This is a genomic window from Pristimantibacillus sp. PTI5 (genome assembly GCF_048572955.1).
Lineage (GTDB): Bacteria > Bacillota > Bacilli > Paenibacillales > Paenibacillaceae > Pristimantibacillus.
The window spans coordinates 6,090,566-6,117,145 of record NZ_CP183886.1 but is presented as its reverse complement, the minus strand read 5'-3'; the positions used below and the strand labels follow the sequence as shown (position 1 = coordinate 6,117,145).

Sequence of the window (26,580 nt, the reverse complement as noted above, 5' to 3'; positions counted from 1 at the left end):
CTGCAACTGGCGGGTATCGGGCCTACAGCCGGCACCCGGGAGAACGATTGAGACTAGTATATTAAAATCCTATTTCAAAGTCTGTCTATTCATGACAGCATGACATATCTTTTTTTGTCGAGTAGGAGTATAAAAACCGCCATGCCTTTGGCTGCTATAAAACATATCCCATGAAATCAAACTGATTTTTTGCCGGTAAAGCCGCGCAGCATTTTGAAAATCAAAGCTTGTCCGACGCATTAATTTCGATTATGATTTTGTAGATAGGTAAAGCTGTGAAGAACACCGCTTACTCGGGAACAGAACTCTCCCGCAGTATGCGGTTTTTTGCGTTTAACCAGGGAGGCGGATAAGTTGACATTTCAAGCGCAATACGAAATTTGGCTGAACATGCATCTGTTGGAGCGTCAGGGAGAGAACAAACGGAGACTAGAGCAAGGAATCGGACATGCGGAAAAGCTTTTTTTAGAGGCCGTTTGGTATCCTGCATTTCATGAAATGGACGGACTGTATCCCGAGTATGAAATTGCCGATTTCCGAGACGGAGTGCGATTTTTAGATTTTGCATATTTAAAATCCGGTCTGCGGCTTGCCATTGAAATTGACGGGTATCGAGCGCATTCGGCTGACCTTTCCCGCTGGCAGTTCTCTGATTCCTTGATGCGGCAAAATCATCTTATCCTTGATGGATGGAAGCTTTTACGTTTCTCCTACGACGACATTAAGGAAAAGCCTCGAATGTGCCAGCAGCTGCTTCAACAATTTATGGGCAGAAGTTTTATTGGCAGAAAAAAAGAAACGAGTGCGGAAATCTTCCTGCAGCAGGAAATATTAAAATACGCTTCTGAATCACGTGTACACGTTCGACCGTCCGACGTCATACAACTTCTAAAGATCAAAAAACGCGATGCTCAAAAGCTGCTGCACGGTATGGTGACGCGGCAGCTGCTGCTTCCAGCGGGCAATGGTACAAAACGAATCCGTTGTTACAAAATAAACCCGGAACACATATCTGGCTTTTTTACTAAGTAGATGCATGGCTACCCTCAAACCGTATTATCTGTTCTGAAAAGATATTATTGTGCTTGCAGCATCTATTTAAGCACTCTTACTCTTATACGCCGTATTGGGCCTGTAAGCACGCATGTGTTCTTACAGCGACCAAGAGAGGGTTACTTCTTTGCTGCAAGCACCAATATGCGCTTACAGCGTTCTTTCGGACATTCCCTCACGTCGTAATTGCTAATTCAAACAAAAAAATCCGCCTCACCAAATGCTGGTGAGACGGATAACGAAAAAGCTCTAGCGATCGCTGCGTGGGCGATTGCGAAGGAACGCCGGGATTTCAAGCTGATCGCTTGATGTATTGTTAGCACCGAAAGGCTTAACGGCATTCGTGCTACCCGTTTGTCTTGTATCAACCGATTCCGGTTGTTGCTGCGGAATGCGACGAGCTGCTGCTGACTTATGTTCAAAGCCCGTTGCAATAACGGTAACTTTAATTTCGTCCTTCAGATCTTCATCGATAATCGCACCGAAAATCATGTTTACATCTGGGTCAGAAGCTGAAATAACGATTTCAGCCGCTTCATTGACTTCGTACAATGAAAGGTTGCTGCCGCCAGTAATGTTCATAATAACGCCGCGAGCGCCATCAATCGAAGTTTCTAGCAGCGGGCTCATGATTGCTTTTCTTGCAGCTTCGGCAGCGCGGTTCTCGCCCGTAGCGATACCGATACCCATAAGCGCAGATCCGCGTTCCGTCATGATTGTTTTCACGTCTGCAAAGTCAAGGTTGATCAAACCGGGAACCGCAATAAGGTCTGATATGCCTTGTACCGCTTGGCGGAGCACATTATCCGCTTCACGGAATGCTTCCAGCATAGGAGTTTTCTTGTCAACGATTTCAAGCAAACGGTCATTAGGAATAACGATCAGCGTATCTACTTTTTCTTTAAGCGCTTCGATCCCAAGCTCAGCTTGTCCAGAGCGCTTGCGTCCTTCAAAAGTAAAAGGTCTAGTGACAACGCCTACTGTCAATGCACCGCATTCACGTGCAATTTCAGCAATGACTGGCGCTGCTCCTGTACCTGTTCCGCCGCCCATGCCCGCCGTAACGAAAACCATGTCCGAACCTTTAAGCTGATTCATAATAATTTCACGGGATTCTTCGGCTGCCTTGCTGCCTACATCCGGATTAGCTCCTGCTCCAAGACCGCGGGTCAGCTTATCGCCGATTTGCAGTTTATGTTCGGATTTAGCCAGATGCAATGCTTGCGCATCCGTGTTCACCGTAATGAACTCTACGCCCTTAACACCATTTTCTATCATACGGTTAACGGCATTGCTGCCGCCTCCGCCTACACCTATTACTTTTATTTGAGCAAGCTGCTCAAGCTCAAAGTCGAATTCCAACATCTTTCATTTTCCCCCAGTCAAGCGTAAACTGCTGATAGCATCCTACGATACGGTACAGCAACGTTTCGCGGTAAAATATAAGCATCGTATAGAGGTGAGACTTATATTATCTTATATTTTCAAATAAACTCATTAAACATGCTTTTGATCCGCTCGAACATACCGGGTTTAGTTGAAGGTGCTGGACTTGCTTTGCGGCTTGCCGTTTTCTTCACTGCTCCAGTTCCACGAGCTCCCATATATTTCGACACATATTGAATCATGCCAACACCGCTGCTGTATGCCGGGTCTCTTACTCCGATATAATCCGGGAGTGCGATCCTGACGGAAGACTCAAGCTCTGTCTGGGCCAAAGCAAGTGTTCCCGGCATCGATACGGTGCCTCCGGTCAAGACATAGCCGTTAACCTTATCCCCATAACCGAGTCTCCTCACTTCTTGGCGAATGAGGTGAAAGATTTCTTGCATGCGAGGTTCAATTATGCTGGCTAGATCAACCTGTGAAAACTCTTTCTCCACATTGGAGCCCATCCGCACAACTTTAAACTTCACGTCTTCGGCTGCATCGAGCACATTCGCGCATCCGTATTTTAATTTAATTTTCTCCGCTTGTTCACTTTGCGTGCGCAAGCCGTAAGCAATGTCATTCGTTACGTATTCGCCGCCAATTGGAAGCGTAGATGTAGCCGCCAAACCGCCTTGATCATATATGGCAATTGTGCAAGAGCCTGCTCCGATATCTGTAAGAACGGTACCAATAGATTTCTCATCCTTTGTCAACGAAACAACGCCAGAAGCTAATGATAACAAAATTACGCCAGAAATACGAAGTCCCGCTTTCTCTACACAACGCATAAGGTTATGTATCGCAGTCTTCGTTCCCGTTACGATTGTCGCTTCAACCTCTAGACGTACGCCAATCATACCGCGCGGATCTGAAATACCTTCCAAACCGTCAACTAAATACTGCTTAGGCACCAAATTAATAATTTCACGCTCTGGTGGAAGCGCAACAACTTTTGCAGCTTGCAATACGCGTTCAATATCTTCTTCACCAATCTCACGATCCTCGTTGGATACTGCAACGACGCCACGATTGGTTTGCAGTGCAATATGATTGCCCTGAATACCAACATAAACGTCTGATATTTGAATGCCTACCATGCGCTCCGCATGCTCGATAGCATTACGAATGGATTGCACGGTCTGGTCAATATCTACTATTGCTCCTTTGCGAATACCCTCTGAGTCGGCTGATCCAACTCCAATAATATTAATGGCTCCATTATTTACTTCACCAATAATAGCACGAACTTTGGATGTACCGATGTCCAAACTGACGATGATGTCGTTACTGCTCATCCTGCGGCACCTCCGTTTCAAATAAATAATTATGAAAGACACGTTTAAGGTCTTTCTACATATTCAACGCCTTTAATATTTTCCCTCTTTTTTCAACAAATTTTTCATTGTTTTTCGCTTTGTGTCGAGTTTCGCCCCTTGCGTTACTCTATATATCCTAATGTTATCCAGCCTCATCGAGTATAAATGCGATAAATAAAATTCTACCATTCTTTCAAGCTATTGAGTAGTCTCTTTTTGCTCGGAGTCCATATTTTCTAGACTTTCGGTTTCAAAAGGAACATACGTATCAGCGAGCAGCATCGTAATCTTACCCGGCTCCTGCGTTTCAATCACGGCATTCAAGGCTTCAATTTTTTCTGGCAAAACAGAGACGGCCGTGACCACTTCAAATTTGGTACGCGTATACATGACAACACGGTCAGGATAAGCAGAAGAAGGATAAGGCAATATTTCGGACAGATCAGAAAGTTGTTTGGCCGATATTTTTCCCAACTGCTTCGTGAGCTCTGCTTTTATGGGATCCCCTTCGGTCCAGCCGGACAAAACCGGCTTGTCCACCAGCTGCATCTCATCATTATCCGCTTCCACGCTGGTTCCGTTTGACAGTAATGCCGTCAATTCCCCCTGCTTTGAAAGCTCGAATGCTACGACCGGGAACTCCTCGACCGAAATTTTCACTAGTCCAGGAAATACCTTCGTAACCTTCGCTTGGCTAATTTGCGGCAATGCAAGGATTCTTTCTTCTATTGTAGAGGATGAAGTGCGGAAGAATGCATCGCCAACCAATATAGCAGACGTCTTGCCGATATCCTCTGTCGATACAAATCTTGTACCTTCAATTTGTATTTCTGAAATTTTGCTAATAGAGGAATTAAAAAACAGCACCGCCAAAAGAGCCATAAATAATAAAATGAGAATGTAGAGCAGCTTTTTGCTGCTGCCCATTCGTTTTTTACTCGGTTCCTTCAGCACAGGCATCTGCGAGCTCATAACTTGTCCCTTCTTTCCCCAAAAAACATCCGGCTAACCTCTCTGCTTCACCTTCGATCAGCATCAAAAGGGTACCGGCTGTTTCTATCTTGCAGCTCATGCGCATAGTATTAATTATTAGGCACCGGCGCATAACGCGATATGCGCGCTCCCAGCCTAGAGAGCATCGTTTCAATTTTCTCATAGCCTCGGTCGATATGGTGAATTTGTTCTACGACGGTTTTCCCTTGGGCCGCTAAACCGGCAATGACAAGGGCCGCACCCGCCCGCAGGTCGGTGGCTTCTACCGTTGCGCCATATAGCCTTGGCACTCCGCGAATGAATGCGGCATTCATGTCTACCCGAATGTCGGCACCCATGCGTGACAATTCATCCACATGCTTCAATCTGCCTTCAAAAATCGTTTCTTTCAATACGCTCACACCGTCTGCAAGCGTAAGCAGCACCATGACCTGAGACTGCAAATCGGTAGGAAAAGCCGGGTACGGAGAGGTTACGATTCTTTCAACCGCTCTGGGTCTGGTTGCACTGCCAACTTTAATTATATCACCGTCGACAACAATTTGAACACCTGCACGACGAAGAACATGAATCAAGGAGGATAAATGAGCGGGCTGCGTATTCTGGAGCGTTACCTGACCGCGTGTCGCTGCGGCAGCTACCATAATTGTTCCCGCAACAATTCGGTCCGGAATAACCTTATAACGACATGGTGTTAGCGACTGTACCCCGTCTATCGTTATCGTGTCGGTTCCGGCACCCATGATTTTCGCGCCCATTGCATTCAGAAAACCTTGTAAATCTTGGATTTCCGGCTCTCTTGCGGCATTGCTGATCGTGGTTCGACCTTCCGCCAAAGCAGCTGCCATCATAATATTTTCCGTTGCCCCAACGCTTGGAAAGCTTAAATGAATGTCAGCTCCCCGCAATTTATCAGCACGGCATATGATTCGATTGCCAATCTCTTCGATTTCTGCACCAAGTGCCTGCAAACCTTCTAAATGCAGATCGATTTTCCGCTCCCCAATTGCACATCCGCCAGGCTGATAAACCTGGGTTTCACCAAACCTAGCAAGCAAGGGTCCCATTAAAAAAATAGAAGAACGCATCTGTCTCATTAACGATTCCGGCACGTGGGATGTATGTGCGGTTTCAGTATCCAGCACAACAGTTCCTCCCGTATGCTCGGCCCGGCATCCTAATTCGCGCAAAATGTTCAGCATGACGTCGATATCTAGCAAATCTGGCACATGATCTAATGTTGTTGTGCCATCGGCCAATAAACTGGCAGCCAGAATCGGCAAAGCGGCATTTTTCGCTCCTTGGATAACTATGGTTCCTGAGAGAGGTTTCCCGCCTTCAATCACCAATTTGTCCAATGTATCACCTCCGAATTACCGCTCACCCACCACCAATACTTCCGGCACCAGCAGGATGCCGTAGCGTTCCTGAACGGTGCTTTGAATATGAGTCATGAGGGCGAGAACGTCTTCAGCTGTTGCTTGCCCGGTGTTAACAATAAAATTGGCGTGCTGCTCCGATACTTGCGCTCCTCCGAGGCTTTCACCCTTTAACCCAGCCTCTTGAATAAGCCTAGCTGCAAAATCATTGGGCGGATTGCGAAACACGCTCCCGGCGCATGCAAGCTGCAGCGGCTGCGTTCTCAATCTTCTCTCTTTGTAAGAGGCCATCATAGCGAGAACTTCCTTCTTATCCCCCTCTTCCAGCTCGAAGGTTGCCTCAACGACGATGCCTTTTTGCTCATGAAGAATCGAATGCCGGTAAGAGAAGTTCATATCCTCGCGTTCGAAGCGAACCAATTCTCCTGTTTCCAGTACAATATCAGCTGATTTAAAAATACGTGACACATCCGAACCATGCGCGCCAGCATTCATATAAACGGCTCCGCCTACCGTGCCAGGAATTCCCCCTGCAAATTCAAGCCCGGTTAGCCCTTCCTTACCCGCCATGACTGATAGCTTAATTAATGAATATGAAGCACCTGCTATGACTAGCGATCCTTCAAAACGCACGTAATCTAACCCTCTGTGCGGTTTTATCACAACACCGCGAATCCCTTTATCACTCACCAGCATGTTGGAGCCTCTGCCCAAATTAGTCCATGGCATTTGATGCTTGCGCACCAATTGTACCGCAGCGACTAATTCTTCTTTGCTACGAGGGAGGATTAATATATCGGCGGGGCCGCCGATTTTCCATGTTGTATAGTTCGAGAGCGGTTCATTATACAAAACATCGCCAAGATTGGCTTGTTCCAATTCCGCTTTAAATGCTTCCATTAGTTGAACCTCCTTAAGGTTTTGTGAAGCAAAACCTGCTTCGTAAGCATTCGCTTAGGTTTTGTGAAGCAAAACCTGCTTCGTAAGCATTCGCTTAGGTTTTGTGAAGCAAAACCTGAACGTTAGCAGATGCTTAGCTGTAAAAAATGAGAATAAAACGATTCGAGTCTCCTGTCAACAAGCCCGAAGCGGCTGCCTTCAGGTCTTTATGCTGCAATAACCGCTCCATTAGGGCGACGGTCACGAATATAGTGTATCTTATGCCTTTATAGGCTCTTGTGTGACAAAGGCCTATACGGGGCCATTAAGCGCGTTCACCATGCTTCCAAATGCTGCGGACGAAAAAAGTATAGACGGCTGCTGCGCGCCGACAGCACGGCTGCTGCCGTCCTAAGCAGCTCCGTCCATTTATCAAATCAGGCACCAATCGAATCGGCAATGCTTCTTCGGAATTTGCCCGTTCTATTCAATATTAGGGTATGTAATATATTCCATCTCTCGTTCATTAAAATGACAATCTGAATGAAAAATTAATTTTTCTACATAATCGCTTATTTTTCGCCATCATGACAGCAGAATCCGGCTAGAACATTTGCACCTGCTTCAAAGCAATGCAAATCTTTCGTAGCCGGACATTTGTGCCCAGATTCAAAATATCCCTAAACCCTGCTTGATTCCTAAAGCTTGCTACTATAAATATTGCTGCTTTGCAAGCCAGCCTCATTTTCACCCAATACAAATCGGTACCCATCCCTAGCGCATGAGAAACGGAAAGGCCGCTCTTGTCCTCCCCGTCGTTTAACGAAGCCGGCATGAAGCCTCACCTCGAATACCGTGATATGTTCAATAAGATACCCAGCGCGGTTAGGAGAAGCGTAAGGGACGAACCGCCGTAGCTGACGAGAGGCAGGGTAATCCCTGTTACCGGCATCATGCCGATGACGACGCCGATATTTATAAGAACCTGCACGCCGACGATACCTGTGATGCCGACTGCTAACAAGCTTCCGAATGTATCCGGGGCAGCGATCGCGGCACGGATTCCGCGCCATACCACAATTAAAAATAATAGAATAAGCGTTACCCCGCCAATAAATCCGAGCTCCTCGGCTAAGATCGAGAAAATAAAATCCGTTTGCGGCTCTGGCAAATAACTAAACTTTTGGCGGCTCATCCCTAAGCCCAGTCCTACTAATCCGCCGGGTCCGATCGCATACAAGGATTGAATGATTTGATAACCCCCGCCGAGCGGGTCTGCCCAAGGATCAAGGAAGTTCGTGATCCGTTTCAAACGATAGGGCGCGGCAATAATAAGTCCGACAAAGCCTGCCGCACCGATAAGCGCCAATCCGCCCAAATGGGCCATTCTGGCACCTGCCGTGAAGATAAGAATCAAAGATGCGCCTACCATAACCGCGCCTGTTCCCAGATCCGGCTGCAGCATGATCAAGCCGAAGGCTAGTCCAACCAGCCCAAGCGGAGGCATTAGCCCCTTCGAGAACTGCGTGATCGTTTGCTGCTTATCGGAAAGCCATTTTGATAAAAATAAAATCATGGCCAGTTTCATAAATTCAGACGGCTGAATGCCAAAGGAACTGATGCCGAGCCAGCTCCGCGCACCGCCGCGTACGACGCCGATTCCAGGAACCAACACGAGCAGCAGCAGGCCAAAACAGACGATCAATGCCATCGGCGCCCACTTTTTCCACACGGTATAATGAGTGTTCATCGTAAATAGTAACGCACCGATGCCTAGTCCCGCAAATAATAGCTGCCGCTTCACAAAATAGAAACGGTCGCCAAATTCATGAAAAGCAAGCACAGCGCTGGCGCTGTAAACCATAATCAAACCGATGGCGAGAATAAGCCCTATTGCGGACAGCATCCAAATATCCGGGGCAGATCGTGCTTTGGCCATAGCGAACACACCTCTTAGGTTGGGTAAGTAGGGACATGCCCCCTACTTACAAGGTATGCGCCGAATCTTTAAAAATGCGCCCTCTTTGCTCATACGATGCAAACATATCCCAGCTCGCACATGCCGGTGACAATAACACGACGTCACCTGGCTCCGCGATAGCCGCAGCTTGCTTCACCGCTTGCTTTAGGACCGCTTCGGCGTCATCACTAGGTTCGACGATTTCGATCTTAGCTAAACCTGCCAGCTCCGCTACGCGGGACAGCTTCTCGCTTGTTTGGCCGAAAGCGACTAGCGCCTTCAGCTTCTCTCGGAATAAAGGCTCGAGTTCCATGTAATCGGAGCCGCGGTCAAGACCGCCTGCGATTAGCACGATAGGAGCGTTGAATGATTTTACCGCTATTGTCGTTGCAACGGCATTCGTCGCCTTTGAATCATTGTAATATTTAACCCCGTTCACTTCCCTGACGAACTCGAGGCGATGTTCTACGGCTTTAAACTCCCTGAGCGGCGCTATAAGCTGTTCCAGCGCTACTCCTGCGGCAATGCTCGCTGCTATGGCCGCAAGGGCATTAGCGGCGTTGTGAACGCCCGGTATGCCAAGCTCGGATACAGGCAAAATCTTCGTTTCCACGCCGTCAGCCTGCCGGAAAACGATTTGCCTTACGATGGCTGAATCCTCTTCATCGCCGGCTTTAGGGCTGTCAGCGCCCCGCTCGAATGGAGGATCGATATATATTCCCGATTCCAGCTTTTCGTATAAGGAGAACGGAACGAGCTCCGCAACCAAAAACTCGGATAACGCCCTGCATTCCGGGTCATCCCAATTGATGATGGCAATATCGTCCTCGGTTTGGTTATCAAACAGCTTGGCTTTTGAATTCACGTAATCATCCATATCGCCGTGATAATCCAGATGCGTCTCCGCAATGTTTAACAACAGCGCTATATGGGGACGGAATGCGCTCGTTCCTTTTAGTTGGAAGCTGCTGAGCTCCGCTACAATCCACTGATCAGGCGTTGCTTCGAGCGCCGCTTCGCAAAGAGGTCGGCCGATATTGCCCGCTACGATCGGCTTTAAGCCCGCTGCGCTTAAAATTTCACCAAGCCAAGTTGTCGTTGTCGTTTTGCCGTTGGAGCCCGTAATGCCTATGATGGGGGCCGGCGAAAGCCAGTAAGCCGCTTCAACCTCCGTAATCACTTCCACGCCTAGCTCCTCTGCGCGTTGAACAGGCGAAGACGAATACGGTATTCCGGGGTTTTTAACGAGCAGCGCAGTATCTTCCGTAATCAAATCATCGGGATGATAACCGCATAGCACAGAAATGCCCAAAGCAGTTAATTCATCCGCTTCGGGACATAAATCGCGACTCTTCATATCGTTAACGACGACTTCCGCGCCAAACTGATGAAATACCTTTGCGACGCTTACTCCGCTTCTAGCCAAGCCTAATACGACTACTCGGCGGCCTTCATACGATGCCGGATGATTCATTTCTGACAGTCCCTTCCATTGGATACATGAAGCGGCTCCAAATAAAATTGGAAGCCGCTTTCCGTTTCATTTTTATTTACTATATTACAAATAGTAACCCGATTGCTGCAAGAACTAAACCGACAAGCCAAAATACGGTAACAACCTTCCATTCCGACCAGCCGATCAGCTCGAAGTGGTGATGAATGGGACTCATTTTGAAAATACGCTTGCCCCGCAGCTTGAAGGAGCCTACCTGCAAAATAACAGATAGCATTTCAAGTACGAACACACCGCCGATTATGATGAGCAGAAGCTCCGTTTTCGTCAAAATAGCAACGGCCGCGATCCCGCCCCCAATGCCGAGCGAGCCCATGTCACCCATGAACACTTTCGCCGGATGGGCGTTAAATACGAGGAAGCCTAATACAGCGCCGACCATGGCAGCCGAGAAAACGGCCGATTCATGCGCGGATGTTTGCAATGCAACAACCGTGAAAGCGCCGAACGCAATCGCGCTCGTCCCCGCTAACAGACCGTCCAAGCCATCGGTGAAATTAACGGAGTTGCTCGCCGCGAACATAATGATCACGACAAGCGGATAATAGAACCAGCCGAGATCGAAGCCCCAGCCTGTACCAGGTACCGTAATTTCGGTGCTGTGATTCATATTGTAGAGCATTGCGCACACGATGATAGAGAATAAAAGCTGGCCGAACAGCTTTTGCCTTGCCGTCAGGCCAAGCGACCTTTTGAATACGATTTTAATGTAATCGTCGAGAAAACCAACGAGCCCAAAGCCAAGCGAGGCCGTCAGCAGTACCCAAAACTCGGGTGTTTTGTCTGAGAACTTCAAGAAAGCAATCATCAGCGCAAACATAATGATGATGCCGCCCATTGTCGGCGTTCCGCTTTTTTTCAAATGGCTCTGAGGGCCTTCCGTACGGATCTGTTGACCAAACTTTAAGCGGCGAAGCAGCGGTATGAACAATGGTCCAAGCAAAACCGCTAGCAGGAATGAGGCGCCAATCGAAAATAAAATGACCATCATGTCCATGTCCTCACCCCACTTCCAATGCTTGGACAATCTGTTCCATCCGCATGCCACGAGAGCCTTTGATCAGCACGAGATCAGTTGGCTCCAGATGACTGCGCAGCCATCCGGCAAGCTCATCTTTGTCTCCGAAATGTTTTACGGCTTCGTTCGCGGCAGACGGAAAGCGCGACTTGGCGCCTTTCGCAATGTGTACGGCAAGCGGCCCGAACGTTAGGACGATATCCGCCTTGCCCGGTGAAATATAGGCCCCTGTCTCAAAATGCAGTGCCTGCTCTTCCGGACCAAGCTCGAGCATATCGCCGAGAACAATCCATTTGCGGCTAAAACCGTCCAACTGCTCCACAAGGTCAATCGCGGCGCGAACGGCTGTTGGATTTGCGTTATAGGCGTCGTTCAGGATCATCGCGCCGTTGTACGCGCGCACCGGCTGAATACGCATGCCTGTCAGCTTCAAATAGCTTAGACCTTCTGCAATCTTTGCAGCCGGAACCCCAAAGAATCGGCCAACCGCGATTGCGGCAAGCGCATTGCTGACGTTATGCTGCCCGGGAACCGGAATGCGAACGGTCCCAAGTCCGCTTGGCGTCCCATTGAAGAGCGCGGTAAAAGTGGCGGCTTCCGATTCAATCACGATGTCCGCGGCTGACCATTCATTCCGCTCGGATAATCCAAAGGTACGGCGCACGATGCCCGCAGGGAGTATGGCACGCTGCAGCTCTGCATCCAGAAGCGGCTCATCGCCGTTGTAAAGCAGCAAGCCGTCCTCGCTTAGCCCGAGGGCGATTTCGAGTTTTGCTTTTGCAATGCCTGCTCTCGAACCGAGCTGAAGCAAGTGGGCGTCGCCGATATTCGTTATGATGGCCGCATCTGGCTGAGCGATCTTCGTGAGCAGCTCAATTTCACCAAAACCGCTCATTCCCATCTCAAGTACCGCTACTTCGGTATCTTCTTCAAGCTGAAGCACCGTTAGCGGCAGCCCGATATGATTGTTAAGATTACCTTCTGTTTTGTGGACTTTATAGGTGGTTCCCAGTATGGAAGCCGTCATATCCTTGGTAGTCGTTTTCCCGTTGCTTCCCGTAATGCCGACCACGCGAACGACAAGCTCGCTGCGATAAGCCGTTGCTAATCGCTGAAGGGCGACGAGCGTATCCCCTACGATGAGAAGCGGCACGCCTTCAAGCGATGCCGGCACCTCGCGTCCCTTCTGCCAGAGCGCAGCAACCGCTCCGTTATGAATAGCCTGCTCAAGATAAGCATGCCCGTCGAACTGCTCGCCGACGAGCGGGATGAACAACTGGCCCGCGGCAGCCTGCCGCGAGTCAGTCGTTACGCCCGTTATCAAAAGCTCTGCATCGTTTCCATTCCATTTTGCGCCGCTCATTTCGGCAATTTGCTTGATCGTACGTTTAATCAATGTATGATTCCCCTTATCGCTTCTTTCGCTACTTTTCGATCATCGAACGGATGCTTGGTTCCGTTAATGTCTTGGTAGGTTTCATGGCCTTTCCCCGCAATCAATACTACATCGCCTGGGCTTGCCATTTCAACCGCTTTTTGAATTGCTGCTCTGCGATCTATAATAAATTCATATGACGAAGGATCCTTTTTGCTGTTTATAAGTCCAATTTCAATATCCTTTAAAATGAGTTCCGGCGGTTCCGTTCGAGGATTATCCGATGTGATGATGGCGTAATCAGCGTACTTCACCGCGATATTTCCCATTAACGGCCGTTTCGTCCGATCACGGTCTCCTCCGCACCCAAAAACGCAAATAATCCGTTTTTCGGCGAATTGCTCGATTGCCCGCAAAACATTCTCGAGGCCATCCGGCGTATGCGCATAATCGACTATGACGGCAAAATCCTGACCGGCATTCACGGCCTCTACACGTCCAGGCACGCCAGGTATCGAGCTTAAGCTGGCCGTAATGGCAGAAAGCTCTACTCCTTCAATAAGTACGGCGCTTATTGCCGCAAGCGCATTGTATACATTAAACTTCCCTGCCATTTGCAAAACAACATCGATTTCGCCCCGAAACGTTTGGACATGAAAGGTTGTTCCCTTCGAGGTAATTTTGATGTTCGAGGCGCGGACATCCGCATCCTTGTCGATACCGTATGTCACGACCTCCGCCGCTGTTAACTCCGCGTATTCGGCTGCCAAAGGATCGTCGGCATTCAACACGGCATAGGTCCGTACGGATTCTTCCGCAGAGTAGACATTGCCAAGCCTGGAAAAAAACAATCCTTTTACAGCCGCGTATCGATTCATCGTTTCGTGATAATCCAGATGATCCTGCGAAAGGTTCGTAAAGACTGCCGTTCGAAAACGGCAGCCCTTCACCCTGCCCTGCTCCAAGGCATGGGACGATACTTCAATGGCACAATACTGGGTGCCTGCATCGCGCATTTCGCCAAGGTAGCGCTGCAGTTGAAGCGTCTGAGGGGTCGTGCTCGTCATCGGATAGGAACAACCTGCAAAACGGCGCTCAATTGTTCCGATGACACCCGTTGGCAGCTTCTGATCGTTCAAAATTTGCTCAATTAAATAGGTCGTCGTTGTTTTGCCGTTCGTTCCTGTCACGCCAATCAGCCTTACCGCATCACTAGGGTACCTATAAAAATGATTAGCGACGACAGCCATGGCTAACCGGCAGTCCCTGACAATGATTTGGGGAACCGGCAGGTCAAGCTCGCGTTCCGCAATAAGCGCTGCAGCCCCGGCAGCCGCCGCTTGAGGTGCGAATAAGTGGCCATCAACGGTATGCCCCCGCAAGCAGATAAACAATTGGCCTTCGGTGATGAGCCGCGAATCGGTTTCGATTCCCGTCAGTTCCGTTTCCCCGTCTCCAATGAGCCGCGCGGTTATAAGCAGCTCCGCGACATCCTTCAAACGCATCTGCCCCACTCCTCCCTACAGCGCCGGCAGGAATCCATAAAGACGCCTGCGGCACCCTCGTTAAGTACCATTATAGTCAATGGGAGTGGGATATATTATCTTCTTCGCCCAAATAGATGCGAATCGTCGAACCGCGGTCTACGCGAGTGCCTGCCGCCGGAGCTTGGCGAATGACCGTTTTACCGGAACCGGCCGTGGTTAGCGTGAAATCCATCGTCATATCCTCATACAAGTCCGACACGGTCTTGCCAATCAAATTCGGAACGGTAACGATCGGTGTTTCCCCGTATTTATAGATCCGATCGATTTGTTTCTCGCGTGCAGGAATTTCCAAAATCGAAAGCGCATCCTCCATAATATTGCGAACGATCGGCGCGGCTACGACGCCGCCGAACTGAATGCCCTGCGGATTGTCCACGGCAACATAGATGACGATTTGCGGATCGTCCGCTGGAGCAAAACCGACAAAGGATACGATATGCTCGTTTGGCGAATAACGTCCGTTAATAACCTTCTGGGCCGTACCGGTTTTGCCGCCTACGCGATAACCGTCGATGAAGGCATTCCGCCCTGTCCCCTTCGCGACCACGCTCTCCAGCGCTTCACGGACCTGCTTTGAGGTATCTTCGGAAATGACCTTTCGTACGGTCTCTGATTCGACCGTTTCCACGGTCGCTCCGGTTTCTGGATTGATCCACGCTTTTGCGACATGCGGCTTATACAGCGTACCGCCGTTAATTGCCGCGGAGACGGCTGTGATTTGCTGAATCGGCGTAACGGAAACGCCTTGTCCGAAGGCGGTTGTTGCAAGCTCTACAGGCCCGACCTGACTGAGCTTAAACAAGATGCCGTTCTCTTCGCCGCCAATATCGATGCCCGTTTTCGTTCCGAAGCCAAAGTTTTTAATATAATCGAACAGCTTCTCTTTTCCCAGCCGCTGGCCGAGAGTTACAAAACCAGGGTTGCAAGAGTTCTCGACAACCTCCAAAAAGGTCTGGCTGCCATGACCGCCCTTTTTCCAGCAGCGGAGTCTCGCTCCTCCTACCTCGATCGCACCGGGATCAAAAAAACGCTCGTTCGTCAAATCGACCTTCTTCTCTTCCAAAGCGGCGGCAAGCGTAATGATTTTGAATGTCGAACCAGGCTCGTACGTCATCCATATCGGAAGATTCCGATTGTAAACCTCCGTGGGTACCTCGCGATATTTATCAGGTTCATAAGTAGGCCGGCTGGCCATGCCAAGTATTTCACCGTTATTCGGATCCATCGCAATGGCAATAATGCCGTCCGGCTGCAGCTTGGTCATCGCTTGGTCCAGCTCGCGCTCCATAACCGTCTGAATTTGTTTATCGATGGTGAGCTGCATCGTCAGCCCGTCCTTCGGCTCGACGTAAGTGTCTGAGGAATTGGGCATTTGCCTGCCCGCCGCATCCGACAGGAAAGACACGCTGCCGCCGATCCCGCTCAGCTCGGTATTGTATTTGGCTTCAATGCCGGTCAAGCCTTGATTGTCGATACCTGTAAATCCAAGAACATGAGCCGCCAAACTGCCATAAGGATAAAACCGTTTATTGTCTTCTGCGACAACAATCCCCTGAAGTGCAAGCTCTCGAATTTGATCTGCTTTGTCGATCGTAATTTTGCGCCCGCCGGGACCAAGCTTAACGATCATCTTTTTGGTTTTGATTTTTTCATAAAGCGATTCCTGCGACATGTCCAGAAGCGGCGCAAGCGCTGCGGCCACCGCTTGTTTGTCCTTAATTTGAACAGGGATGGCATATACGGTAGGCGAGCTGACGTTATACGCAAGCTGGATGCCGTTGCGGTCAACTATCTCGCCTCGCTTTGCCACGTACGGAATATCGCGCCGCCATGAATTCTCTGCCTTGTCGGCCAACTCCTCGCCTTGCCATAGCTGCACAAAGCTAAGTCTCAAACATAAGGCGAGGAATGAAACCCCAGCCAATATTAGCACGATAAATAAACGTCGCCTAACCGTTACATTGGATACCTTCACAACTTGTTCCCCCTCCGCTTGACGGTTTCGAAAGGAGCGTACTTTGACGCTCATTCCCAGACTATTCGGGACAAGCGGAGGATAGAACAAGCTTATAGCTATAGCAGCTTTACGCTGCCGGTTTATGTTTCTTCAAGCCTTACTCGGCAGCGGTATTATTCGGGCTGCTGCCGTTCGAAGCGGAATCTGCTGCCTCATCCGTTCCGGCTGGCTGCCCCTCGTCTGATGATTCATTTCCAGCGGAAGCGGCTTTTTCTTCATTTTCTGCAGCATCCGTTTCCGCATCCTGAGAGCCGACTACCCCGTCAGCACCAGTCGGAGGAGCGAGTACAACCTTTAATACTCTTACGTTGTTTAACGTCTCTTCCTTCTGGGATACGACAAAGCCTTGTCCTTCTGGAATGAGGCGTATCCCGATAAGCGATGTGATTTCGAGGGCATCCCGAAGCGACACGCCCTTCAAATCAGGAATAGCGAGTTTTTCCTTCTGCTCTGTAATCAAATAGATTCGCTGCGTTGGATGTACGGACGATCCGGCGGCCGGTATTTGCTGCAAGACCGTTTTGCCGTTGCCTACAAGCTCAAAACTCACCGCTTTTGCTTTCAGCTCGGCTTTCGCCTGGTCTACTTTTAAATCCGTGACATCAGGAATCGTCATTGTGACTTCCTTTGCCGCATTTTCCGAATCGGCCGCGTAATTAGGCGCCACTCCCATCTTGCGCAAGCTTTTCAGTACAATTTGCTTAAATGCCGGAGCCGCAACCGTACCACCCCCTACTAGGGAGTCGTTCGGCTCATCGACTACGATATATACGACGATTTTCGGATTGTCTACCGGCGCATAACCGATAAAGGACACGACGAATTTTGTGTCGGAATAATTTATGCCGTCTACCTTTTGGGCTGTACCCGTTTTCCCGGCTACGCGGTAGCCTTCGATGTATGCGTTTTTGCCTGTGCCCTTCTCCTGATCCGATACAACCTGCTCCAAATATTCGCCAACCTTACGTGATGTTTCCTCCGAAATCACTTGACGAACGACCTTAGGCTCGATATTCGTAGTCGACTTGGTATTCGGATCCGTAATGCTTTTTATGATTTGAGGCTGAAGCAATTTTCCACCGTTCGCAACCGCCGCAACTGCGGCGACCTGCTGGATCGGCGTTACGGAAACCCCTTGACCAAACGTCGCATTCGCGATCTCGCTTGGGTATTGAAAGCGGATCGAACCCTTTAGTTCGCTTCCAAGCTGAATGCCTGTCTTCTGTCCAAAGCCAAAATCCGTATAATATTTTCTCAGCTTCTCTTCGCCGAGTCTTTCATACCCAAGCTTAACGAACGCGACGTTACTTGAATATTTAAGGCCTTCCAGGAATGTAATCGTCCCCCAGCCCTCACGCTTGATATCCCGAATCGGATTAGGAATGCCTTTAATTTTTATTCTTCCTGATTTGTACGTTTCATCCGGATTAAATACACCTTCTTCGACTGCCGCGGCAAGCGTTGCGATTTTGAAGGTAGAACCGGGCTCGTACAAAGATTTAATCGCATGGTTATAGGAGTTTGCATTGTTTTTCCAATATTCGTTTGGGTCATACTGAGGAATGTTCGACATGGCCAAAATTTCCATCGTATTCGGGTCGGCCGCAATCGCCGTTGCGCTTTTTGGCGCGTATTTCTTCTGAATCTCCTGCAGCGCTTCATCGACGTAATGCTGGATATCGCTGTCGATCGTTAATTGAATGTTTTGGCCGTCCTCCGCAGGCTTATATTCAACTTCGCCTTCAGACAGCTGAACGCGTTTTCCGTCTTTTTCGTATTTGATAAGTCCGTTTTCTCCGCTTAGCTGCTCGTCAAAAGAAGCTTCAATACCTGTCATCGCAGCGCCTTCCTTATTCAAATAGCCGACAACCTGCGAAGCCAATGTTTTCCTCGGATAATATCGTTTCAAGCTTTCCGCCAAATCGATGCCTACGTCATAAACCTTTTTTTCCTTGGCCAACTCTTCGCGGAATTTTCTAATTTTATCGGCCAGCGCCTTGTCGATCTGCCAGCCTCCGTTGCGGATCTCCCGATGCACAAGAAAATCGCCGTCTTCCTTCTTGGCTGTTACGTTTTTACGAAGCTCTTCCTTGGAAATGCCAAGGATATCATGCAAGCCGTCAATGATTTCTTCCGTCAGTCCCTCTTCGTTGATTAACTGCGGATTAACGGAAACATTGTAGGCGATTGTATCCATTGCCAGCACATTGCCGTCACGATCCGCGATCGTGCCGCGTTTGGCCACCAGCTGTTCTTCGGTTGACCATCTCTTTTTCGCCAGTTCATACCATTTTGCGCCTTCTACTACCTGAACAACATAGATTCTGCTTATTAAAATGAGAAAAAGGAGGGTCATTACCCCTCCAAACAACAGTGTCCGTGCCCTAATTTTTTTTTTCATCATTGTTCACCCTATTCACTCATTGCCGATTTTATCTCGGTTTCGCCAGTGTTGACAGTTATCCCGCCCTCGATCGAGCTAACCATTCCTTGCTTCTCAGCCAGCTCGCGAATGCGTTCAGGATCACTAAGCATCTCTACCTGTTTCTTCAAATCTTGCATTTCGATGTTCATCGTCTGATAATTGTTATTCAGCTTCTTGATTTCCAAGTTCATGTCATAGATTTGCGCATACCGGAAAATAATGACGCCAGCGACTACAACGCACATCAATACGGTGAACATATACAGCAGCTTCTCTTGCACGGGTATGGATTTGCGTGTCTTTACAAGTCGTTTCGTTTCCTTTATAGCGGGCTGCTGATCCTGCTTTCGCTTCGGTTGCATCGCTAGATTGCCATTCACGTACGCCAATTAAAATCCCCCTCTTACAATTTTTCTGCTATTCTTAGCTTTGCCGATCTTGCCCGCGGATTAAGCTCGAGCTCTCTCTCGGAAGGAACAATCGGCTTGCGGTTTACTAATTTCACCGATCCTTTGTTTCCGCAGACGCATAACGGAAAATCAGGCGGACATGTGCATTTTTCCACGAACTTAGCGAACAGTTGCTTACAGATACGATCCTCTAACGAATGGAACGTGATAACGGATGCTCTGCCTCCCGGCTTCAAACATCGAATCGTCTGCTCCAATGCTTCTTCCTCTGCTCCTAGCTCATCGTTAACTGCAATGCGAAGCGCTTGGAAGGAGCGTTTGGCGGGATGGCCTCCCGTGCGCCTGGTTGCGGCAGGGATGGACAGCTTGATTAATTCGGCAAGCTCGCCCGTTTTCTCGATGGGCGCCTTTTCGCGCGCCTTCACGATGTTTCTTGCGATTGAACGCGCGAACTTTTCTTCGCCGTACCGGTCCAAAATGCGGGAAATATCGCGTTCATCCCAGGTGTTGACGATTTCATGGGCGGTAAGGTCACCTTCCCGATCCATTCTCATATCAAGCGGGGCATCATGGTTGTAGCTGAAGCCACGCTCCGCTTCGTCAAGCTGCGGGCTTGACACCCCTAAATCAAACAGAATGCCGTCGACCTGCGGAATACCGTCAAGCATCGGAACGTCGCAGCCTCTTAACTCCTGCTCCAAATCGCGGAAATTGCTTCTAACCAGCGTTACCTTATCCATATAAGGAGCAAGCCTAACGCGAGCATTGTCCAGCGCCAAGTCATCCTGATCGAATGCGATTAACCGCCCTCCTTCGCCTAAACGGGACGCGATAAGCTCGCTATGGCCCGCCCCTCCAAGCGTACAATCGACGTAAATGCCGTCCGGCTTAATAGCCAAACCGTCAACCGCTTCTTCCAAAAGCACTGTAATATGCTGAAACACGCCTCAGCCCTCCCATTCTTGTTGTCCATTCTAGAAGTTAAAATCGAAATCGACGAGCTTCTCTGCGATTTCGTTAAAGGTTTGCTCCGATTGCTCGTAATAGCCGTCCCAAGTCTGTTTGCTCCAAATTTCAACGCGGCTCGAGACGCCGAGCACCATACAATCTTTGTCCAGCTTTGCATATTCGCGAAGATGTCCAGGTATATTTACCCTTCCCTGTTTATCAAGCTCACATTCGGTCGCTCCTGAAAAGAAAAACCGGGTAAACGCCCGTGCATCTGATTTCATAAGCGGCAATGATTTTAGCTTTTGCTCCAATACGCCCCACTCACTCATGGGATATACGAATAAGCAATTGTCTAAACCGCGGGTAGCAATAAACGAGGTCCCAAGCGAATCGCGGAATTTGGAAGGTATGATGATGCGGCCTTTCTCATCAATGCTATGTTGATATTCACCCATAAACATGATTACGAACCACCCCTTCCCCCATATCCACCACTTTGCCCCACTTTTCCCCACTAAGATACAATAGTTCGCCACCTAAAATAAAAATCCTGCTCCATGAGCAGGATTTTTCTGAAATATTTCATAGTATTAATGATTATTAATAATTAAACAATCGGCGCTTGGGGATCATCGTCTCCATCATCCGCTTTCGTCTTCTTTATCGATTTCTGTTTTCCTTTGCGGTAAAACCATAAAACAGGAATGCCGATTACGGCCAGCAGCACCAGCACGGGAACGGCTCCAGCCAATATAACCAGCAAGAGGTTAATTGCGTCCCAAACGACCTTCGTGCTGTTTGCCAAGGCATCAGACATCCTGCCGCCCAATTTCGGGACCTCCGTGCTCTTATTATTCAGCGTTTGATTCGTTTGGTACATCCGCAGCTCCACTGTCGAGAAGGCTACGTTATTATCCAAATACCGGATTCGGCCTTTTATGCGTTCGATTTCCTCCTGCACCTCAGAGAGCTGCTGCGAAAATTTCAGCAAATCATCAGCCTTTACCGCTTTATCCATCATGGATATAAGCCTTGTCTCTACGAGCTGTCTTGCTTTCAATCGGGATTCGAGGTCGACATATTCTTCCGATACGTCTTTCCCGCCGATATTTCGTTCAAAATCATTATGTTTAATCTTCTCGATCCGCTCAATAAAAGACATGAATCCGGAAGCCGGCACTTTTATCGTGTAGCTCGCGCCTATTTCCCCTTCATGCTTCGTATCTTGAAACTGCAGGATATAAGCTCCGCTCTGATGGATCGCATTGCGCAGCGTGGTCCCGGCAGCTTCGAGATCATCGACCTGCATGCTGAGATTAGCCGTGTAAATAATTTTTTGATTTAAACCATTTCCATCCGCTGCCAAAGCAGTCTCGGAGTCAAACCCTCCGCCAGCCGTCGGAACCGATTCGTTATTTTCAGCAGCAGCGGCATTACTGGCAGCTTCAGATTCAATTCCCGCCATGCCGGCATTTTCATTGCTTGCCGCCAATGAATCGGATTTGGATTCCGTTGCTCCCCCTCCGTTTGAAGACGCCTTATTTTCGTTAGCGGATGAGCAGCCAGCCATCGCCATGAAAAAAATCAAAAGCAGAAAAATGAACGCATTTTTAACCAACCCGTTTTTATATTTTTGCATGGTGAAACCCCCTTCTATTTATTACCCTTCTGACGATGGATGGGAATAAAAGGTTACATGATTCTCCATTCAAATAAAAAAGAAGCCGCAATAGCTCGCGGCTTCTCTCTTTTTGTTATTCTGTTTCTTTCCAGCTGTCCAAATACGACTTCTGCTCTTCTGTCAGCGTATCGATGCCAAAGCCAAGCGATTGCAGTTTCAGTCTCGCAACCTGCTCATCCAGCTCGTAAGGCACATTGACAACCTTGCTGCCGATGGTTTTGTATTGCTCGTTCACGTATCTCAAAGCTACGGCTTGCAGCGCGAATGTCATATCCATAATTTCCGCCGGATGACCGTCGCCGGCAGCCAAGTTGACTAGACGACCTTCAGCCAGCAGGTAAATGCTGCGTCCGTCCTGCAGCTTATACTCTTCGATATTGCGGCGAACGGTACGTACGCTTGACGACAATGCGGCAAGTTCCGGCTTGTTCGCTTCCACGTCAAAGTGCCCGGCGTTGGAAATGACGGCTCCATCCTTCATTACCTCATAGTGCTCGCCGCGAATGACATCGCGATTTCCCGTAACCGTAACGAAAAATTCGCCAACCTTTGCCGCTTCAATCATAGGCATGACGGCAAAACCGTCCATATAAGCCTCAACTGCTTTGATGGCATCGATTTCCGTAACAACGACATTGGCGCCAAGACCCTTCGCACGCATCGCTACGCCTTTTCCGCACCAGCCGTACCCGACAACGACAACCGTTTTCCCGGCTACCATCAGGTTTGTGGTGCGGTTGATACCGTCCCATACCGATTGCCCTGTGCCGTAGCGGTTATCAAAAAGATGCTTGCAATATGCGTCATTGACCGCTACCATCGGGAAGCGCAGCGAACCATCCTTCTCCATCGCTTTCAGCCTGATGATCCCGGTCGTCGTTTCTTCCGCTCCGCCGCGCAGGTTCTCAGCGAATTCCGGATGCTCCGAATTTAAAATCGTCGCCAGGTCGCCGCCATCGTCAATGATCAGATCCGGCTTCCATTCAAGCGCTTTTACGTTAAGCGCCTTAAACTCCTCCGGACTTGGATTGTATTTCGCGTATACCGTAATGCCGTCTTCAACAAGCGCAGCGCACACATCATCCTGCGTTGACAGCGGATTGCTGCCTGTTATCGTAACATCAGCGCCGCCGGCTTTAACAACCTTTGCCAAATAAGCGGTTTTTGCTTCCAAATGAAGAGCGATCGTTACTTTAAGACCTTTAAACGGCTGCTCCTTCTCGAACTGCTCGCGGATCGTATTCAATACCGGCATATGCGCGGCTACCCAATCAATCTTCAAATGACCTTCGGGTGCCAAAGACAAATCGGCAACAATGCTTTTATCAGCTGTACTCATATCTTTTTACCTCCTGTTATTCTATAAATATACGATTTCATGTCCGCCGGTCCGGTTATACGGCGCTTCAAGCAGCTTCTCCAACCAGCTCAAACTGTACCGGTTCCAATAAGCCGTCATATTCATCACGCGCTCTTGTGGTTTTCCATTCGGTTTAACCGAATGATGGATCCGGTCAAGCTGGCGCGTGGATGCTTCAAATTGCTTGTTGAAGGCATCAACGGTCTTCGTAGACATATAGTTGATTTGCTCCACGATTTTTTGAAGATTCGTATCGCCCAGTTTAGCCAGCGAAGGCTGAACGGATGTCGCCAGTTCAAGCAGCGGTTTGTACATCTGTTCGAAGGTCTGCCTCGCATCCTCGAATTGCTCTTCGATCGACAATCCGTCCTGCTCCTTCAGCCATTTCCCTTTGCGTTCCTCGAAACGGACCATGACGTCCTCGAATGAAAGCTCATATTTGCCCATATGCTTGGCTACCGTTCCCTCAATCAACGTATACGACATGCGAGGAACGATGATTGGCATCTCCATGCCTAACGTACGGAAAGCTTCTCCGGTCAAAGCCCAATAAGCGATCTCGCCGGGACCCAGCACGGCAGCAAGCACCGGGAATAAATAATCCTGCATCAGCGGCCTGGTAAGGACATTATTGCTAAGCTGCTGAGGCTTTTCGTCCGCGATAAACAACAGCTCGTCTAGAGTCAGGGACACCTGGCCTTTACGGTCTTGAAATAGGCCGTCCTTCTTGTGAAGCAGCGTTCTTTCCTCGCCGCTCGCTTCGTTGAAGAGGAACACATTGGCGCTGCCGGGCGTAACATCCGCTTGCAGCTCATAACCAAGTTCCTTGACCTGTGCGGCGGAAGCTGCGTAAGCCTTCTCTAATTCATCGTTCCTTGCAATGATTTTTCTGAACATTGGAGCTTCCAGCCGGCGAATGCCCTCATAGTCGGCATCTAACAGCACCAAGCCCTGCGTTCCAAACAAATGGCTGATGATCATGGCAAAAAAATCAGATAACGACTTTGCCTTTGTGGACATTTGTTTTAATTCATCAAGCAGAACAGGCTTAAACTCGGAAGGAGGCAGAGCTTGCTCCAAGTCTTGAAGGAGTTGCTCCCACGTAACCGCGTCAATGCCCGTACGGCTGACCGATGTTCGGCTGCCTTCCGGCCGCTGCACGGACAGCTTGCGCAGCTCCTGCTCGGCTGTAAGCACGTAAGTATGGTTGGCTTCATCCCAATCATGATCCTCGCCGGCAATCCAAAAAACAGGCACTACCGTCTGCCCGAGCTGCTCGCTTGCAGATTTCGCCGCGCCGATAATGGATACCGCCTTATGTATGACGAGCAGAGGCCCCGTCCATAACCCTGCTTGTTGACCCCCGACGACGACCGGAGCTCCTTCTGCAATCGCAGAAATGGACGCAAATACTTCCGGCGCAGAGGCAAACGCCTCGTTATACGCGCGCAGCGCATTTGCGATTGCAACAGCATCGACCCGCGTATCGCGGCTTTGCTCCAATCGCTTAAAGCGCCGTTCCCAATCCTCATCCGCTCCCGCATGATAGCCGTACAAGGCATCGATGCGGTCATCTGTCCGATGTATATAAGCCTCTGTCAAAGGCTGAGCGCTTGGCAATGAATACGATTCTTTTCTCATAGCGCAGCCTGTAACCTCCCGCTTTATAGTCGTCTATGCGACTTTATATGAAAAAAACTTAACCATTTAATTGTACACAAAGGGGAAGCCGTCCGTCAAAACAAAAACGCCTCTATTTAAAAGAGGCGCATGATGCGAATTTATTCGCTTAGGCGGTGAACACTAATTTGCCAATTCCGATACACATGAAGACAAGATACAGCAAACTCATCGTAAAAAAGCTGAGCCTCCAAATCGTCCGGAAAATCTTTTTGCCGTCAATCTTGCCCCGCTTGCGAAATTGGGCGTTACCCAGCAAGCCGCCGCCTAGCAGCATAAACAACAAAATACCGTATAGGCCGAATTGGCTGTTGAACAGCTTGTCGAATAAAACGGCTACGCATCCGATCAGCAATCCGGTAGTAACGTCCATGGCCATCCGAAACGCTTTTTTTCGGTCTTGAATATATGCCCCGTAACCAAATAATACGATCGCAAAAGGTATGATTGGAATAACGGCCAAATACGCATATACATGCTTGATGCTCTCCCATATCCATTCCATCGTGCTTCATTCCCCCATACTCGGCTTCGGATGCAGCGTTTTTACGAATTCTACTATAGCTTGATTAAGCGGTGCCTGCTGCCCGGATTTCTTGGCAAGCATGACGATACCGCCATTGATTGCATCTATTTCTGTCGCTCTTCCTGCTCGAATATCGCTTAGCATAGAGGAAATGTTACGGCGGGTGTTCTTGCATACATCCAAAATCAGCTGCCAGCCGTCCTCCGGTTTGGCCATCCCTGCTTTTACCAAAATAAGCTCGGATTCCTCAAATAACGCCCGCATCAGCCGCTCGCGGGAATGATGGAGCGGAAGCTCCCCGTTCTCCACATCGAATATAGCTGTCAACGGGTTTATAACCGCATTAATTAGCAGTTTATTGTAAATCCGATTCTCCAAATCATTCGACAGAAATGAGGCAAATCCTGCCGAATGCAGCATGGAAATCAACTTTTTCAACGGAATATCTTCTGCATTGTCCTGTTTTCGCCCGTTTCCTGTCCATTCTCCGAGCCAAAGCTCTCCTGTGCCCGTATGCTCAACCGAACGAGCGTCGAGCCTCTTCGCTCCTTCTGTCGTGACTGCGGCAATCAATCGGTTGTTAGGAAGGGCGGACTTAATGCGTTCCAAATGTCCGATACCGTTTTGTAAACAGACGATCGGCGTCCGCGAACCGTCTGAGCCAGCAGTAAGGCGATCAAGCAACTCTAACAGCCGCTCGTTCACATCCGTTTGTTTAACGGCGAGCACAAGCCAGTGTAATCCAGCTCCATTCCCGGTGCTTATTCCGGCGCGGTCAGCATGTCCAATCCATTCGCCCTGTACTCGGATTACTCGCTCGGATGTCCCGCCGAGCCCGCGCACCAATGCTCCCTGGTCGGTTAACGAAGCTGCTTGCTCCTTGCTGCGCGTCCAAATCGTTACTCCAGCGCCTGCCTCTGCCAGCTTGGCCCCATAGAGCAGCCCAAGCGAGCCTCCCCCCACTACATCAATTCGCACCCCTGGTACTCCCTCCGGACAACCCTGTTTAGCCATTATCGTATCAAACTTGTGGAAAATATTGCAACTCATTTTAGCCGTCACGTAA

22 protein-coding genes are annotated in these 26,580 nt (G+C 49.2%); 1 reads left to right on the top strand and 21 read right to left on the bottom strand.

The window, feature by feature from the left end:
• The first annotated feature begins 354 nt into the window (after window positions 1-354).
• Entirely contained in the window at window positions 355-1,032 is a 678-nt protein-coding gene (locus tag ACN6MW_RS26885) for a DNA-binding response regulator (RefSeq protein ID WP_419872883.1), read from the top strand.
• 270 nt (window positions 1,033-1,302) lie between these two features.
• Here ACN6MW_RS26885 and ftsZ read toward each other — a convergent pair whose 3' ends face one another.
• From ftsZ to ACN6MW_RS26780, 21 genes are all read right to left on the bottom strand, one after another.
• Window positions 1,303-2,418: a cell division protein FtsZ gene (gene ftsZ, locus ACN6MW_RS26880; protein WP_364141130.1), complete on the bottom strand. Its 1,116-nt coding sequence runs from the start codon at window positions 2,416-2,418 to the stop codon at window positions 1,303-1,305.
• Window positions 2,419-2,537: 119 nt separating this feature from the next.
• Window positions 2,538-3,779: a cell division protein FtsA gene (gene ftsA, locus ACN6MW_RS26875; RefSeq protein ID WP_364141133.1), complete on the bottom strand. Its 1,242-nt coding sequence runs from the start codon at window positions 3,777-3,779 to the stop codon at window positions 2,538-2,540.
• A 219-nt stretch (window positions 3,780-3,998) separates the two neighbouring features.
• Entirely contained in the window at window positions 3,999-4,772 is a 774-nt protein-coding gene (locus ACN6MW_RS26870; RefSeq protein WP_419872882.1) for a cell division protein FtsQ/DivIB, read from the bottom strand.
• Between the two features lie 110 nt (window positions 4,773-4,882).
• Window positions 4,883-6,151 carry a UDP-N-acetylglucosamine 1-carboxyvinyltransferase gene (gene murA, locus ACN6MW_RS26865; RefSeq protein ID WP_419872881.1) on the bottom strand — a complete coding sequence of 423 codons (1,269 nt, stop codon included), beginning with the start codon at window positions 6,149-6,151 and terminating at the stop codon, window positions 4,883-4,885.
• Between the two features lie 15 nt (window positions 6,152-6,166).
• On the bottom strand, window positions 6,167-7,072 hold the full coding sequence (gene murB / locus ACN6MW_RS26860) for a UDP-N-acetylmuramate dehydrogenase (RefSeq protein ID WP_419872880.1): 906 nt from the start codon (window positions 7,070-7,072) through the stop codon (window positions 6,167-6,169).
• Window positions 7,073-7,655: 583 nt separating this feature from the next.
• A complete protein-coding gene (locus ACN6MW_RS26855; protein ID WP_419872879.1) occupies window positions 7,656-7,886 on the bottom strand; it encodes a hypothetical protein in 231 nt (76 codons plus the stop codon).
• 6 nt (window positions 7,887-7,892) lie between these two features.
• Window positions 7,893-8,990: a stage V sporulation protein E gene (gene spoVE / locus ACN6MW_RS26850; RefSeq protein WP_364141147.1), complete on the bottom strand. Its 1,098-nt coding sequence runs from the start codon at window positions 8,988-8,990 to the stop codon at window positions 7,893-7,895.
• Window positions 8,991-9,036: 46 nt separating this feature from the next.
• Complete coding sequence (murD, locus tag ACN6MW_RS26845; RefSeq protein WP_419872878.1) at window positions 9,037-10,485, bottom strand: UDP-N-acetylmuramoyl-L-alanine--D-glutamate ligase; 1,449 nt, start codon at window positions 10,483-10,485, stop codon at window positions 9,037-9,039.
• A gap of 79 nt (window positions 10,486-10,564) precedes the next feature.
• Window positions 10,565-11,521 (bottom strand): phospho-N-acetylmuramoyl-pentapeptide-transferase, encoded by a 957-nt coding sequence (gene mraY, locus ACN6MW_RS26840; protein ID WP_419876460.1) that lies wholly within the window; start codon window positions 11,519-11,521, stop codon window positions 10,565-10,567.
• Window positions 11,522-11,525: 4 nt separating this feature from the next.
• Window positions 11,526-12,938: a UDP-N-acetylmuramoyl-tripeptide--D-alanyl-D-alanine ligase gene (locus tag ACN6MW_RS26835; RefSeq protein WP_419872877.1), complete on the bottom strand. Its 1,413-nt coding sequence runs from the start codon at window positions 12,936-12,938 to the stop codon at window positions 11,526-11,528.
• Window positions 12,935-14,422, bottom strand: coding sequence for a UDP-N-acetylmuramoyl-L-alanyl-D-glutamate--2,6-diaminopimelate ligase (locus ACN6MW_RS26830; protein ID WP_419872876.1), 1,488 nt, complete (start codon window positions 14,420-14,422; stop codon window positions 12,935-12,937). Before ACN6MW_RS26830 ends, ACN6MW_RS26835 begins: the two co-directional genes overlap by 4 nt.
• A gap of 76 nt (window positions 14,423-14,498) precedes the next feature.
• Window positions 14,499-16,439, bottom strand: a complete 1,941-nt coding sequence (locus ACN6MW_RS26825; RefSeq protein WP_419872875.1) for a stage V sporulation protein D — start codon at window positions 16,437-16,439, stop codon at window positions 14,499-14,501.
• A gap of 139 nt (window positions 16,440-16,578) precedes the next feature.
• Window positions 16,579-18,837, bottom strand: coding sequence for a penicillin-binding transpeptidase domain-containing protein (locus ACN6MW_RS26820; protein ID WP_419872874.1), 2,259 nt, complete (start codon window positions 18,835-18,837; stop codon window positions 16,579-16,581).
• A 56-nt stretch (window positions 18,838-18,893) separates the two neighbouring features.
• The gene (gene ftsL / locus ACN6MW_RS26815; RefSeq protein ID WP_364144448.1) at window positions 18,894-19,286 is read right to left on the bottom strand and encodes a cell division protein FtsL; all 393 of its coding nucleotides are present in this window, start codon (window positions 19,284-19,286) and stop codon (window positions 18,894-18,896) included.
• Between the two features lie 23 nt (window positions 19,287-19,309).
• Window positions 19,310-20,260, bottom strand: a complete 951-nt coding sequence (gene rsmH, locus ACN6MW_RS26810) for a 16S rRNA (cytosine(1402)-N(4))-methyltransferase RsmH (RefSeq protein WP_419872873.1) — start codon at window positions 20,258-20,260, stop codon at window positions 19,310-19,312.
• Between the two features lie 30 nt (window positions 20,261-20,290).
• Window positions 20,291-20,728, bottom strand: a complete 438-nt coding sequence (mraZ, locus tag ACN6MW_RS26805; protein ID WP_419872872.1) for a division/cell wall cluster transcriptional repressor MraZ — start codon at window positions 20,726-20,728, stop codon at window positions 20,291-20,293.
• 146 nt (window positions 20,729-20,874) lie between these two features.
• Window positions 20,875-21,906 carry a DUF4349 domain-containing protein gene (locus ACN6MW_RS26800; RefSeq protein ID WP_419872871.1) on the bottom strand — a complete coding sequence of 344 codons (1,032 nt, stop codon included), beginning with the start codon at window positions 21,904-21,906 and terminating at the stop codon, window positions 20,875-20,877.
• Between the two features lie 115 nt (window positions 21,907-22,021).
• Window positions 22,022-23,287 carry an adenosylhomocysteinase gene (locus ACN6MW_RS26795; protein ID WP_419872870.1) on the bottom strand — a complete coding sequence of 422 codons (1,266 nt, stop codon included), beginning with the start codon at window positions 23,285-23,287 and terminating at the stop codon, window positions 22,022-22,024.
• A 21-nt stretch (window positions 23,288-23,308) separates the two neighbouring features.
• A complete protein-coding gene (gene bshC / locus ACN6MW_RS26790; protein ID WP_419872869.1) occupies window positions 23,309-24,949 on the bottom strand; it encodes a bacillithiol biosynthesis cysteine-adding enzyme BshC in 1,641 nt (546 codons plus the stop codon).
• A gap of 148 nt (window positions 24,950-25,097) precedes the next feature.
• The gene (locus ACN6MW_RS26785) at window positions 25,098-25,493 is read right to left on the bottom strand and encodes a DUF3397 domain-containing protein (protein ID WP_364141177.1); all 396 of its coding nucleotides are present in this window, start codon (window positions 25,491-25,493) and stop codon (window positions 25,098-25,100) included.
• 6 nt (window positions 25,494-25,499) lie between these two features.
• Window positions 25,500-26,492, bottom strand: coding sequence for a ketopantoate reductase family protein (locus ACN6MW_RS26780; RefSeq protein ID WP_419872868.1), 993 nt, complete (start codon window positions 26,490-26,492; stop codon window positions 25,500-25,502).
• Window positions 26,493-26,580 lie beyond the last annotated feature (88 nt).

Excerpts from the sequence above, each read along its gene's own strand:
- ftsZ (WP_364141130.1), bottom strand. The coding sequence starts at position 2,418 with ATGTTGGAATTCGACTTTGAGCTTGAGCAGCTTGCTCAAATAAAAGTA.
- ftsA (WP_364141133.1), bottom strand. The coding sequence starts at position 3,779 with ATGAGCAGTAACGACATCATCGTCAGTTTGGACATCGGTACATCCAAA.
- ACN6MW_RS26870 (WP_419872882.1), bottom strand. The coding sequence starts at position 4,772 with ATGAGCTCGCAGATGCCTGTGCTGAAGGAACCGAGTAAAAAACGAATG.
- murB (WP_419872880.1), bottom strand. The coding sequence starts at position 7,072 with ATGGAAGCATTTAAAGCGGAATTGGAACAAGCCAATCTTGGCGATGTT.
- ACN6MW_RS26855 (WP_419872879.1), bottom strand. The coding sequence starts at position 7,886 with ATGCCGGCTTCGTTAAACGACGGGGAGGACAAGAGCGGCCTTTCCGTT.
- spoVE (WP_364141147.1), bottom strand. The coding sequence starts at position 8,990 with ATGGCCAAAGCACGATCTGCCCCGGATATTTGGATGCTGTCCGCAATA.
- murD (WP_419872878.1), bottom strand. The coding sequence starts at position 10,485 with ATGAATCATCCGGCATCGTATGAAGGCCGCCGAGTAGTCGTATTAGGC.
- mraY (WP_419876460.1), bottom strand. The coding sequence starts at position 11,521 with ATGGACATGATGGTCATTTTATTTTCGATTGGCGCCTCATTCCTGCTA.
- ACN6MW_RS26830 (WP_419872876.1), bottom strand. The coding sequence starts at position 14,422 with ATGCGTTTGAAGGATGTCGCGGAGCTGCTTATAACCGCGCGGCTCATT.
- ACN6MW_RS26820 (WP_419872874.1), bottom strand. The coding sequence starts at position 18,837 with ATGACCCTCCTTTTTCTCATTTTAATAAGCAGAATCTATGTTGTTCAG.
- mraZ (WP_419872872.1), bottom strand. The coding sequence starts at position 20,728 with ATGTTTATGGGTGAATATCAACATAGCATTGATGAGAAAGGCCGCATC.
- ACN6MW_RS26800 (WP_419872871.1), bottom strand. The coding sequence starts at position 21,906 with ATGCAAAAATATAAAAACGGGTTGGTTAAAAATGCGTTCATTTTTCTG.
- ACN6MW_RS26795 (WP_419872870.1), bottom strand. The coding sequence starts at position 23,287 with ATGAGTACAGCTGATAAAAGCATTGTTGCCGATTTGTCTTTGGCACCC.
- bshC (WP_419872869.1), bottom strand. The coding sequence starts at position 24,949 with ATGAGAAAAGAATCGTATTCATTGCCAAGCGCTCAGCCTTTGACAGAG.
- ACN6MW_RS26785 (WP_364141177.1), bottom strand. The coding sequence starts at position 25,493 with ATGGAATGGATATGGGAGAGCATCAAGCATGTATATGCGTATTTGGCC.